Source organism: Methylobacterium sp. PvP105, from assembly GCF_017876975.1.
Taxonomy (GTDB): domain Bacteria; phylum Pseudomonadota; class Alphaproteobacteria; order Rhizobiales; family Beijerinckiaceae; genus Methylobacterium; species Methylobacterium radiotolerans.
Window position 1 is genome coordinate 409,057 of record NZ_JAGIPA010000005.1, and the last position, 12,049, is coordinate 421,105.

The 12,049-nt window shown below is 72.4% G+C and carries 9 protein-coding genes; 5 read left to right on the forward strand and 4 right to left on the reverse strand.

Translation table 11 applies throughout. The features are described from left to right. Positions 1 to 217 precede the first annotated feature (217 nt). From J3A75_RS35455 to J3A75_RS35475, 5 genes are all read left to right on the forward strand, one after another. Complete coding sequence (locus J3A75_RS35455; protein ID WP_209651323.1) at positions 218 to 727, forward strand: RNA polymerase sigma factor; 510 nt, start codon at positions 218 to 220, stop codon at positions 725 to 727. A gap of 72 nt (positions 728 to 799) precedes the next feature. Beyond that, positions 800 to 1,747 carry a FecR family protein gene (locus J3A75_RS35460; RefSeq protein ID WP_012329689.1) on the forward strand — a complete coding sequence of 316 codons (948 nt, stop codon included), beginning with the start codon at positions 800 to 802 and terminating at the stop codon, positions 1,745 to 1,747. Between the two features lie 116 nt (positions 1,748 to 1,863). After that, the gene (locus tag J3A75_RS35465) at positions 1,864 to 4,521 is read left to right on the forward strand and encodes a TonB-dependent siderophore receptor (protein WP_209651324.1); all 2,658 of its coding nucleotides are present in this window, start codon (positions 1,864 to 1,866) and stop codon (positions 4,519 to 4,521) included. Positions 4,522 to 4,533: 12 nt separating this feature from the next. Further along, positions 4,534 to 5,742, forward strand: a complete 1,209-nt coding sequence (locus J3A75_RS35470) for a PepSY domain-containing protein (protein WP_209651325.1) — start codon at positions 4,534 to 4,536, stop codon at positions 5,740 to 5,742. After that, on the forward strand, positions 5,739 to 5,939 hold the full coding sequence (locus tag J3A75_RS35475; protein WP_012329692.1) for a hypothetical protein: 201 nt from the start codon (positions 5,739 to 5,741) through the stop codon (positions 5,937 to 5,939). Before J3A75_RS35470 ends, J3A75_RS35475 begins: the two co-directional genes overlap by 4 nt. A 27-nt stretch (positions 5,940 to 5,966) precedes the next feature. Here J3A75_RS35475 and J3A75_RS35480 read toward each other — a convergent pair whose 3' ends face one another. From J3A75_RS35480 to J3A75_RS35495, 4 genes are all read right to left on the reverse strand, one after another. Continuing rightward, a complete protein-coding gene (locus J3A75_RS35480) occupies positions 5,967 to 7,334 on the reverse strand; it encodes a peptidoglycan-binding protein (protein ID WP_043074688.1) in 1,368 nt (455 codons plus the stop codon). A gap of 198 nt (positions 7,335 to 7,532) precedes the next feature. Next, entirely contained in the window at positions 7,533 to 8,813 is a 1,281-nt protein-coding gene (locus tag J3A75_RS35485; RefSeq protein ID WP_012329694.1) for a cytochrome P450, read from the reverse strand. 59 nt (positions 8,814 to 8,872) lie between these two features. Beyond that, positions 8,873 to 10,012, reverse strand: coding sequence for a helix-turn-helix transcriptional regulator (locus J3A75_RS35490; RefSeq protein WP_012329695.1), 1,140 nt, complete (start codon positions 10,010 to 10,012; stop codon positions 8,873 to 8,875). Between the two features lie 167 nt (positions 10,013 to 10,179). Next, positions 10,180 to 11,988 (reverse strand): di-heme-cytochrome C peroxidase, encoded by a 1,809-nt coding sequence (locus J3A75_RS35495; RefSeq protein WP_209651326.1) that lies wholly within the window; start codon positions 11,986 to 11,988, stop codon positions 10,180 to 10,182. Positions 11,989 to 12,049: the final 61 nt, after the last annotated feature.

Sequence of the window (12,049 nt, forward strand, 5' to 3'; positions counted from 1 at the left end):
GGAAACAGCCGGGAGGGCTGGAATTATTCCAGTCCAACGCCCCGCTGTCCGGCCATTCATTTCTCGCGTCTAGACAACCGTTTGACCGAACAGAGCAACCGCAGTTTAGAGGTGCTACAAAGATCTGAGCCGCTTGCGCCAATCGGGGCCATATTATTTTAATCCGTCGGACGCTGCACGCGACTGTGCACGGCGCGAGCATCTGAGGATTGGAGTAATGGCGGCGGTATCGGTGGATGCCCTGCATCGCAGCGAGAACCTGAACCTTCATCGGTTCCTGCTCCGCAAGCTCGGCAATCCCGCGGATGCCGCCGATGCCGCGCAGGAGACGTATCTCCGTCTCGTCAAGGCGCTCACCACCACCGACCTGGAGCAGCCGCGCCTGTTCCTGTTCCACCTCGCCCGCAACGTCGCCGCCAATCTCGGCAAGCGCCGCCGGTTCGAGGCCGGCCTGTTCCGGTCCATCACCGATCTCAAGCTGTCCAGCGTCGTGGACGGCCGCGCGCAGACCGAGACGCAGGTGATCGCCCGCGAGCAGCTGCGCCTCGTCGCGGCGGCGATCGACGGGCTGCCGCCGCGCTGCCGCGAGGCGTTCCTCCTCAGCACCTTCGAGGGCCTCTCGAACGGGGAGGTCGCCGCCCGTCTCGGCGTCAGCCGCAACATGGTCGAGAAGCACCTCATCAAGGCGCTGCTGCACATCCGCCGCGCGTGCCACGAATTCTTCTGATCCGGCACGTCAGGACTTCGCGGCCTCGATGGTCTTCATAGGTCGGACGGGCGGAGCGGGCAGCGGGTCGACATGGAGGAGGAGCGGACGCCCGCGGGCGACGACGAGGCCGCGGACGACCCGGTCTACGCGCGGGCCGCGTTCTGGGTGGTTCGCCTGGCCTCCCCCGACGCGACCGACGCCGACCGGGCAGCCTTCGCGACCTGGCGCGCGGCCGACCCGGCCCATGCCGAGGCCTACGCGGAGATGGAGGCGTGGCGGCGCGTCGCCGGGCGCGCGCCCGATACCCGCCGGCGCAAGCGGCGGCCGCCGACGCGCCTCGTCGGTCTCGCGGCGGCGCTGGGCCTGTCCGGCTTCGTCGCCTACGAGAGCGGGCTCCTCGACCGCGTCCGCGCCGATGTCTGGACCGGTATCGGGGACATCGAGACGACGCGGCTCCCCGACGGCAGCCGCGCCGCCCTCAACACCGACACGGCGCTGGTCCTGCGCTTCACGGCCGCCGAGCGCGACGTCCACCTGCTGCGCGGGGAGGCGGAGTTCGATGTCGTGCCCGACAGCGGCCGGCCCTTCGTGGTCCACGGCGGCGGTCTGCGGGTTCGCGCGGTGGGGACGCGCTTCTTCGTCCGGGCCGGCGGGGACGCCGAACCGGTCGGTGTGGCGGAGGGGCGCGTGGACGCGTCGACATCCGCCGGCGCCGTGACGATCGGGGCCGGCGAGGTGGCCCTCCGGAGCGCCGACGGCCACCTGATGGTCGAGCGCGGCGATGTCGGGCGCGCCACGGCGTGGCGGGAGGGCCGGCTCGTCGTCACGGGGCAGCCCCTCGCCGCGGTCGTGGCCGACCTGAACCGATATCGGCGCGGACGCATCGTCCTGCTCGGCTCGGGGCTCGGCGCGCAGCGCTTCAGCGGGACGCTCGACATCCGCGACACCGACGAAGCGCTCGACGTGCTGGTCGCGACGATGGGCCTGCGCGTCACGCGCCTGACCCCGTACCTCGTCCTCGTCAGGCCGCCGGGCTGACGGGGCGAAAAAAACCCGCGCGGGGAGGTCAGGAGTCGCGCGGCTCGATTGTCGTGTGTCCGTGAGGGCCCAGAGCGCGCGCCGAGCGTGCCGCCCTCCGCGGAACGGGGGCAGGGATGGCGGTGTGGAATCTCGGCGGCACTCTCGGCAGCGCGCTGGGCGGCACTCTCGGAAGCGCGCTGGGCGGCACGTGGCGCAGGGCGGCCCTGGCGAGCGCGTCCCTGATCGCGATCGGGCAGGCCTCGGCCGCGCAGGAACGGCCGATCACCCCGACCTTCGTGCGAGCCGGCGAACGGCTCAACATCGTGCCCGTCGCCGCCGGGGACGCCGGGCCGCCGCGCGCGCTCTCGGCGCGGCGCGTCCGGCTCTCGATCGCGCCCGGTCCCCTCGAGCCGGCCCTGGCGAGCCTCATCGCGCGGACGGGCCTGTCGCTGGCCTACCGGACGGCGCTGACCGAGAACCGCGCGACGCGGGGCGTCGAGGGGGACGTCCTGCCCCTGGAGGCGCTCGCGCGGCTGCTCGACGGGACGGGGCTGACCTACCGCGCCGCGAAGCACGCGACGATCACCCTCGTGAACCCGCGCTACGCCCAGGCGTCCCTGCCGCCGGGGGATTCGAATGCGCCGACGCCGGTCGGGGCGGCCGCCGCGGCGGTCACCCTCGACGAGCTCTCGGTCGAGGCCCAGCAGCCGACCTTCGGGACGACGGGCTTCGTCGCGACCCGGTCCACGGCGGGCTCGAAGGGCAACGATTCCATCCTGGAGACGCCCGCCACCGTCAGCGTCATCACCCGGGACGAGCTGAATGTCCGGGGCGTGCAGGACGTCAACCTCGCGGTCGCCTACACGCCCAACGTCCAGGCCGTCGACTATCCCGGCGGCCAGGGCGGTCCGACCTTCACGCTGCGCGGCTTCAACGCCAACAACTTCGACAGCGTCTACGAGGACGGCCTGCGCTACGGCTTCAACTCGTTCGACCAGAACATCGAGCCCTACGCCTACGAGCGCGTCGACGTCGTGAAGGGGCCGATCTCGGTCCTCTACGGCCAGGGCCAGCCGGGCGGCATCATCAACCTCGTCTCGAAGCGCCCGACCTTCGTCCCGTTCAACGAGGTGTTCCTCCAGGGCGGCAATTACGGGCGCGTCCAGGCCGGCTTCGACCTGTCCGGCCCGGTCGAGGGCGCGCCGCAATTCGCCTATCGCGTGACCGGCCTCGTCCGCAACGCCGACAGCCAGGTCAAGTACACGCCGGACGACCGGACCTTCATCGCCCCGGCGCTGACCTGGCGGCCGGACGCCGACACCGCCCTCACGGTCCTCGGCAAGTACGCCGAGTACCGCGGCGGCGGATCGGAGCAGAGCCTGCCGATCGTCGGCTCGATCCTGCCGAGCGCGCGCGGCTTCTTCCCGCGCAGCCCGTTCGTCGGGCAGCCGAACTTCAACACCGGCCTCCTGGAGAACAAGGAGATCGGCTACATCCTCGACCACAGCTTCGCGCCGGGATGGCTGCTGCACGCCGCCTTCCGGGCCTACGAGACCACCTCGAAGTTCGACGCGGTCGGCGCCAGCCCGGCCTTCACGCCGCCCGGCTTCCTCGCCGTCTCGGTCTTCCCGTACCTGCGCGACCAGTCGAGCCAGGGGCTCCTGACCGACAACTACGTCCAGGGGCGCTTCGACACCTGGGACATCCAGCACGACGTCGTCCTCGGCGTCGGCTTCCAGAACTACTATCGCCGCGACGCGCGGACCTTCCCGAACGGCTACCCGACGAGCGCCGCGAACCGCCTGATCGACCTGTACGATCCGGTCTACAACCTCGGCATCGCCTTCCCGCAGCGAACGAACGTCGCGACCCGGGCGCTGCAGCAGCAGACGGGCGCCTATGTCCAGGACCAGATGAAGTGGAACGGCTTCATCCTCACGGGCAGCCTGCGCAACGACTGGGTCGAGCAGCAGGTCCGGACCACCTTCAATTTCCCGAACCTGCCGGTCGCGACCCTCAACCGGACGACGATCGACAACCAGAACTTCTCGGCCCTGAGCTACCGGGCCGCCCTGGGCTACGCGTTCGCCGCCGGGATCGTGCCCTACGCCGCCTACTCGACGTCGTTCAACCCGCAGATCGCGGGTCAGCGGGCGGACGGCTCGGCGCTGCCGCCCCGCGAGGCCAGCCAGATCGAGGGCGGCGTCAAGTGGCAGCCGGTCGGCACCAACGCGCTCGTCACCGCGTCGTATTTCGAGATCACGCAGACCAACATCCCCCTCGCCGACCCCCTCAATCCCGGCTTCTTCATCGTGACGGGCGCGGCGGAATCGCGGGGCTTCGAGCTGGAGGGCAAGGCGAGCCTGTTCGACGGGTTCAACCTGATCTTCGGCTACGCCCACCTCAACACGAAGGTCACGCGGAACGCGACCAACCCGGCGCTCGTCGGCAACCGCCTGCCGAACGCGCCGGACAACACCCTGTCGCTCTTCGCCGACTACACCCTCCCGCTGAACTCGCCCTTCGCCGGCTTCCGGGCCGGGGCGGGCGTGCGCTACGTCGGCGAACGGACGGACGCCACCAACGTCGATCGCATCCCGGCCTACGCCCTCGTCGACGCCTCGCTGAACTACGACCTCGCCCAGCTGAACCCGGCCTGGAAGGGCGCGGTCCTGTCGGTGAACGCCAACAACATCTTCGACCAGCGGTACTTCACGTCGGGCTTCTACACCGGCTACGTCTTCGAGGGGTTCCGCCGGAGCGTGTTCGGGACGCTCACGTATCGCTGGTAGGGTCGCCGGCCGATGACGCGCGCGGCACCGACCGTCTCCGGGCGACCGGCCCCGGCGGGGGGCCGGCCTGCGTCGAGCCCCCGGTTCACGGCCTCGCGGACCTTCCGCCTGGGCCTGTGGCTGCATCGCTGGAGCGGGCTGGTCGCGGCGCCGTTCTTCCTCGTGCTCTGCCTGACCGGGACCGTCCTGATCTTCCACGAGGAGATCGACGCCTGGGCGGGCTTCGAGCCGGCGGTCGAGGCCTCTGACGCGCCGCTCCGGCCGCTGGCCGCGCTCGCCGACGCGGCGCTGGCGCGCGCGCCGGGCCGGCGCGTCGTCGCGGTCGCGCTCGACGCGGAGCATCCGGAGCGGGTCACGGTGAGCCTCGCCGCGCCCGGCATCCGCACGGTCGCCGGGGCCGATCCGGTGCTGATGGACGCGCGGAGCGGCGCGGTCCTGTCGCGGCCCGACCCGCGGACGACGCCCCTCGGCCTCCTGCTGCGGCTGCACGCGAACTGGTTCCTGGGCCTGCCGGGGCAGCTCGCCGGCGGCGCCGTGGCCCTGCTGGTCGTGCTCTGCCTGGTCTCGGGCACCGTGATCTACGGGCCCTATATCCGCGGACTCGCCTTCGGCGCGGTCCGGCGCGGGTGCGGCGCGGCCCTGCGCCAGCGCGATCTGCACAACCTGATCGGCGTCGCCACGCTCGGCTGGACGCTGCTCGTCTCGGTCACCGGGATCGCGCTCGCCCTCGGGGGCGTCGGCCTCCTGGCGTGGCAGGCGACCGAGTTGCAGCGCCTCGTGCGCGCCCACGCCCCGGCCTCCGCCGGGCGCGTCGACGGACCCGCCGCCGTCTCCCTCGACGCCGTCCGGGCCGCCGCGGAGGCCGCCCGGCCCGGCTGGCGGGCCACGCTGATGATCGTTCCGGACACGGTGCTGTCGACGGACCGGCACTACACGGTGCTGCTCGCCGGCCCGACCGGTCTGCAGAAGCGCCTGTTCGAGATCGCCCTGGTGGACGCCCGCGACGCCCGGGTCGCGGAGGTGGCCCGTCTCCCCTGGTACCTCACGATCGTCAGGCTGTCGCAGCCCCTGCATTTCGGCGACTACGGGTCCTGGCCGCTCAAGATCCTCTGGTGCGCGCTGTCCTGGGCCACCCTGTTCATCACCGGCAACGGGGCTTGGCTGTGGTGGACGCGCGGGCGCGGGCGGCGCGCCGGTCGCGCGCAGGCAGGTCCCGCATGAGCGGGGTGTCCGCGCTGTGGCAGCGGCGGCCGGTCCTGTTCGCGCTGGGCCTCGCGACGCTGACGGTCGCGGGCCTCGTCGTGATGCTCGGCGACGCGGCCGCGTGGAAGGCCGCCGGCTTCGTGCTCGCGGCCCTGCCGCCGGTCACGGCGGCCTTCGCCTATCGGAGGCAGTGTCGGCGGCGCGGCGCCTCGTGAGCGCCGGCCTTCTCGGGACCCTGCGCGCTACGCCACCGCCTGCCCCGCGCGCGCGTTCCACTTCTCGAACTTCCCGAGCACGCCCCACGCCGTCAGCGCGATGAAGATCGGCATCGTGTAGGGGCTCAGCCCGAAGGCGGGCGTGAGCTGGGCGAGCACCTGGCCCAGACCTGTGCCGGCCGGCACCTGGGACAGGATCTGCGTGACGACCGCGCCGACGATACCGATCGCCGACTTCTTGCCGGAGAGCAGCTGCCCGATCGTCTGCCCGAGGGCGCCGTTGACCGGCCCGAGGACCGCGCCGGCGGGACGCGCTGCCGGCGGGCCGGGCAGGACCTGGGCGGTCGGCAGGCGCGCGCCGTCGATCTGCCGGCGCAGGGCCTGGAGAAGCTCGTCCAGCCGTGCCGCGGCATCCGCGGGGGGCGCGGCCGGCACGGGCGCGGCCGGCGCGATCACCGCCGGATGCATCGGGACGGGTTGCAGCGGGGCGGTTTGCGTCGGGCTGGCCGCCCGCGCGGCGACCTGGCGCTCCAGGTCCTGGATCCGCGCCAGCACCGCCCTGTCCGGCGCCGGCCGCAGCGCCTCCTGGATCGCCGCGATCGTGCGCGCATCCGCGAGGCCGGAATCGTCGAGGCCGCACCGTTCCTGGAACATCGCCACGGCCGCCATGGTCCGCGGCCCGTTCCGGCCGTCCTCGACGAGGGGCGGCGCCGCGCCGAGGCGGTTGAGGGATTGCTGAACCCAGAGCGTGCTGTCGGCGAGCTCGTCGTCGGGCTCGCGGGACACGGCAGCCTCGACGGCGCGCGGCGCCGCGAGGGCGACCGTGGCGTCGATGTCGATGAGGCTCCGCAGGATCACCGCGGTGCCGATCTGCGTGTCGACCACGTTCGGGTCGAAGACGTGGTCGCGCACGAACTTGCCGCCGCGCGCGCCCGGCGGCCCGTAGGCCGTCGACCCGCCCCAGAGATACGGCGAGTTCACGCCCCGGCCGTGGTAGCCGTAGCCGTTGAAGCCCTCGAGCCGGTAGAGGGCGCGCGCGACGCTCCAGTCGCCGACCCCGATCAGGCCCTGGAGGCGCAGCGCGTCGACCGCCCCTTCGACGAAGGCCTGCGGCCCGGTGAAGGGACCGCGTCCCTTCGGGACGATCGTGGTCCGTCGTCCGAGCGTCTGCCCGTTGCCGAGATACGTGTCGAAGTCGAAGGCCGATTCCCGGTAGTGGCAGAGCCCGACGAACCACCAGGGCACGCCCGTGCGCGCCTCGATCTCCCGGTAGCGCAGTTTGCCGGCGGCGAGCTGCTGCGCGAGCTCGCGCACGGTCGCGAGCTTCTCCGGCCGGATCTGAAGCGACGCCCAGGTCCGCTCGTAGCCGTCCTGAAAATCCGTGAAGGATGCCATGTCGATGCTCCGGGATCTGCGGTGACGAAGCCTTGACGGGACGGTCCGCGCGGCGCGGCCGGAGCCCCCGCGCGGCCGGGCGCCGATCGGGCGGGTCTGCACGCGACGCCCCGGATCCGGACGCGCGGTCGCGCGGCGCGGGCTCCCGACGGAGGGGCCGGGCGCCCGGTATCGGCGACGTCCTGCCCGCGCGCCGGGCTAACCGGGCGCGGCGGCGCCCGCCGACCGTCCGGCGTAGGAGATCCGGAACGCGGTCGGAAACGGCGTGCCCCCGTCCTCGACCGCGCCCTCGGCCCGCACGGCGTCGCGCAGCAGGATGCGGCGGACGATCTCCGGGATCATCGCGCCGGCCACGTAGCGGCCGAGGCACTCGTGATGGCCCCGGCCGAAATGGAGGTAGGTCTGATCCGGGCGGGTCGGGTCGAAACGGTCCGGCTCGGGCACGCCGGTCGCGTCGAACATCGCCGAGAGGCTGAGGGGCAGGACGATCCGGCCCTTCGCGATCCGGCTCTCGGCCGGGCTGCCCCGGCCGAGCACGTGGTCGGTCTCCGCTTGGCGGAACATGAAGGCGACGATCGGCGCGAAGCGCAGCGCCTCCCACACGTAACCGTCGAAGGCGGCGGGCCCGGTCCGGGCGGCCGCGCGCGCGGCTTCGAGGACCTGCGGCCGGCCGAGGAGCTCGGCGAGGGCGTTCACCACGGCCTCCGACGTGGTCTCGATGGCCCCGATCAGCAGGCCGCCGACATTGATGACGACGCGGTCCATGCCGAAGCCGGCCGCCGCCGGCAGGTGCAGCCGGAGCAGGCGGGTGAGGACATCGTCGGGCAGGTCGGCGCCGGCCTCGATCGCCGCGACGCGCGCCGGGATGATCCTGGCGAACGCCGCCCGCATCTCCTGGCGCGCCCGATCCGCCGCCGCGTGGATCGCCTCGGCATCCGGGCGCGCGTCGAAGGGAAGGTTGTTGAACTGGTCGAACTGGTTCGCGTACGACCAGCGCAGGAGGTCGGCATCCGGGGCCGCGAAGCCGAAGAACCGCTGCACGATCCGCAGCGGCACGAGGCGCGAGAGCGACGCCACGACGTCGATGGATCCTTCGCCCGCGTCGAGGGCCGCGTCGGTGACGGCGCCCGCCAGATCGCGGATGGCCGGGAGGTCGCGCCAGGACAGCACGGCGCGCATGACCGCCTTGTCGCGGTAATTCACCTCCGTGCCGTCGAGCGCCAGCATGAACTCGCCCATCTTGGGCTTGTAGAGCGCGACGGAGAAGACCTGCGGCAAGGACAGGATCTCCTCGACCTCCGCGCGGCCGGCGACCAGGATGGCCGCGCCGCAATCCAGCGCGGTCCGCCGCGCGCGAAGCTGCGCGAAGAAGGGCCGCGGCGCGCGGGCGATCCAGTCCCGGGCGCGCTGCCAGCGCTCCGACACCGGCAGGGCCTCCAGGAACGTGAGGCAGGGCGTCTCGGGAGCGGCGGCGCGCATGCACGACCTCCAAGGTTCTTCGCGGAGAGGCGCGGGCCGTCCGGCCCGACGCGCGGTGGTCAGTTGAGCGAGACGTCCAGCCCCTCGCGCAGGCGCGCCACGAGCTCGCCCTGCCGGTGGGTCTCGGTCTTGGCGAACAGCGCGCGCAGCTGGGTGCGGGCGGTCGAGATCGCGATGCCGCGGTCCCGGGCGTGGGCGTCGAGGGACCGCCCCGAAGCCACCGCGTTGGCGAGGTTCGACTCGGCGACGGTCAGCCCGAACAGCTTCTGCAGCCGCGCGGCGTTGCTCTCCTGGACCTTCTGGGTCCCGGTCCGGATCACGATCGCCAGCTCGGCCCGCACCTTCGACCCGGTGCCCGCCGGCCGCTTCGACAGCGGGTGCAACGAGACGCGGTAGGGCACGCCGCTCTCGCCGCAGGTCACCGCGATGTGGTCGGCCTGCGTGATCGCCACGTCGCCGCTCGCGGCCGCGAGCGCCTCGCCGGCCGCGCGGGCGATCCGCCGCCCGGTCTGGCTGTCCTTGAGGACGAGGCTGCCCTTCACGAAGGACAGGCCGGCCCGGGACCGCGCGAGCGCTTCCGCCGCGCGGTTGGCGTGCGCGACGCGCAGGTCGGAATCGGTGAGGATCACGGCGGCGTCGAGCAGGTCCAGGGCGGAGGCGAGGTCGGACGTGCGCTCGGATGCCTGGCGCATCAGCGCGTACAGCTCGAAGGCCCGGCGCAGGTGCGGGACGAGCATCGCCAGGCGCCGGACCTCGTCGGACCGGAAGGGGCCGCCGTCCTCGCCGCGCATCGCCGCGAGCGTCGCCATCACGTCGGCTTCCTTGGCGAAGTAGGTGACGAGGCTGTGCTCGATCTCGAAGGGCTGCACGACCTCCTTGAACAGGGCCGACTCGCGGAACTGCACCGCGTCGACGCCCTCCTCGGCGCGGATGACCTTGCCCTGGTTCGACAGGATGTAGGGGAGGCGCGGATCCTCGGTGGCGTGCCGGTAGAGGAACTCGCGGTACCGCGCCCGCTCGAAGCCGGACACCGCCCAGAGCGGCTTGCGGTTCCCGTCGAGGCTGAACACGGCGAGCTGCCCGACCCGGCCGCCGACGAAGTCGGTCAGATCCTCCAGGAGCGCCGACCACTCCTCCGGCTGGCCGACGCGGTCGTAGATCGACCCCACCAGTACCGAATACGCCTCGAGATCCTGCATGGCCACGCTCCGCGGTGAGTGCGAGTGGTGAGTGCGCGTCTTGAGTGTCCTCAGATCTCCAGGATTCTGATCGGACCGATAGGTTTCGAACCCGGGTCTTCCATTACGGATGCAGTTGAGATGCAAATCAATACTGGTGATGTGGAGATTCGGTCTGCGGCAGGCGCCTAGAGGGTTCGCAGGTACTCCAGGAGCTGCCGGCGCTGGGTCTCGTCGAGCTGCTCGGTCCCGTAGGCGGGCCCCTCGTGGCCGGTATTGGCATTGCCCGGCAACGCGGTGTCGAACAGGAACGGCCCGCTGTCGGACCGGAAGCCGATCCGGTCCTCGTCCAGCTCGCGGCTGCCGACCCGGAACGTCCTGGATCGCCGGCTGGACGGCAGCAGCAGTTCGTACAGGTTCGGCACCGAGCCGTTGTGCAGGTACGGGCCCGTCGCCCAGATCCCGTTGAGGGGCCGGGCCTTGTAGACCAGCAGGTCGCGGTCCCTCCGCGCCCCGACAAACGCGGCGACGAGGCCCTTGCCGCCGGCGGTCGAGACATCGTCGAGCATCGCGTTGCGGGCTTCGAGGACGGCGGCGCCGCGCTTGTGCAGTCGCTCGAGGATGACGGCCTGGTCCGCCCCGACGCCCGACGGCTCCGGTCCGCGGTCGAGCGGCGCCAGGATCGCGCCGGCCACGAGCGCGGCCACGAGGTCGAGGCTGCTCGTCTCGGCGGCCAGCGGCGGCGTCGTCGCCAGGAACGGCATCCGGACCCCTTCGAGGATCCCGGTCCGCGCGCGCCGGGACACGGCGTTCGTCGCCATCTTCGGGTCGGTCCCGATCTCGGCCAGCGGCGTCAGGGTCACGGTCAGCGTGCGGTTCGCGCCGGTCGGGGCGATCGCGTGGCAGGACACGCAGTACCGGTCGTAATGGGCCTTGCCGGCCGCGGCGTCGCGGGTCTGCGCCTCGGTGCGCGGCGCGATCCGGTCGGGCCAGGCCGGCGCCGTGAGGGCGCCCAGCTGGTTCTCGATCCGCAGGAGGTTGACCCGGTCCGCCGAGGTCTCGAACCACAGCGGCGGCAGGATCGGCTCACGGATGTCGGCACGGGCGAAGACGCCCAGGACCTCGCCGACGTTTCGGCCGAGGCGCTCGACGGCGAGCCCGTTCGCGGCCGAGCCGTTCCACTGCACCCGGTCGTGCCACGACGTATCCCACAGGAACGGGTAGCTGACGGGCGCGTCGGGCGGGGCGATGTTGTGCGGGTCGCGCAGATCGATGCCGGTCGCCCGGTTGAAGATCATGCCGAAGGCGTCCAGGCGGGCCGGCCCCCAGGGCACCGCGGTCCGGCTCGACGCGACGTAGCGGGAGAAATCCTCGGCCAACCGCGTCAGGCTGACCCGCAGCCGGCGGCGGTCGGCCTCGGACGGGCCCGCCCCCGGCGCCGACAGTTCCGCCGGGATGACGCGGCGGGCGAAGCGCTCGAAGCGCGCCCCGTCGTCGCGCGTTTGCGCGAGGGCGCGGCCCAGTTCCTCGATGAAGGCGAACATGTCGGCATCGGCCGGGCCGCCATCGATCAGGATCGACCGACCGCGCAGGTCGATCCGGTTCACGTGGCAGGCGGCGCAGGTCATGCCGATCCACTCGCCGCGATCGTCCACATCCTTCACGAAGCCGATGGGAAGCCCGCTGCGGTTCGATCCGCGCGTCCCGTCATACGGGTTCGGCAGGTAGCCGAAGCGCGCGAGCCCGTCCGCGACGAAGAGCCTGTCGTCGTCCGGGCGCTCCAGGGACATGAACCAGGCGTACGGCATGATCTGCGAGCCCTGGCTCGCCCCGTAGAACCACGCGCGCTCCTGCGACGTCCAGGATTGATCGAGAAAGTGCGGGCCGCCGTCCGGCCTGTCCCCCGGCTCCCGGTCGGCGGCGCGCAACCCGGCCTGCACCGGGACCAGGATCATCGCCGTGAGCGCGGCGGCGCGGGCGGCCCGGGAGCCGGTCACGATCGCACCTGGGACATGGCGGGAACCCTGCCTTCGCGAAGTGTCTGCCGATTCCAGTAAA

Excerpts from the sequence above, each read along its gene's own strand:
- J3A75_RS35455 (WP_209651323.1), top strand. The coding sequence starts at position 218 with ATGGCGGCGGTATCGGTGGATGCCCTGCATCGCAGCGAGAACCTGAAC.
- J3A75_RS35460 (WP_012329689.1), top strand. The coding sequence starts at position 800 with ATGGAGGAGGAGCGGACGCCCGCGGGCGACGACGAGGCCGCGGACGAC.
- J3A75_RS35465 (WP_209651324.1), top strand. The coding sequence starts at position 1,864 with ATGGCGGTGTGGAATCTCGGCGGCACTCTCGGCAGCGCGCTGGGCGGC.
- J3A75_RS35470 (WP_209651325.1), top strand. The coding sequence starts at position 4,534 with ATGACGCGCGCGGCACCGACCGTCTCCGGGCGACCGGCCCCGGCGGGG.
- J3A75_RS35475 (WP_012329692.1), top strand. The coding sequence starts at position 5,739 with ATGAGCGGGGTGTCCGCGCTGTGGCAGCGGCGGCCGGTCCTGTTCGCG.
- J3A75_RS35480 (WP_043074688.1), bottom strand. The coding sequence starts at position 7,334 with ATGGCATCCTTCACGGATTTTCAGGACGGCTACGAGCGGACCTGGGCG.
- J3A75_RS35485 (WP_012329694.1), bottom strand. The coding sequence starts at position 8,813 with ATGCGCGCCGCCGCTCCCGAGACGCCCTGCCTCACGTTCCTGGAGGCC.
- J3A75_RS35490 (WP_012329695.1), bottom strand. The coding sequence starts at position 10,012 with ATGCAGGATCTCGAGGCGTATTCGGTACTGGTGGGGTCGATCTACGAC.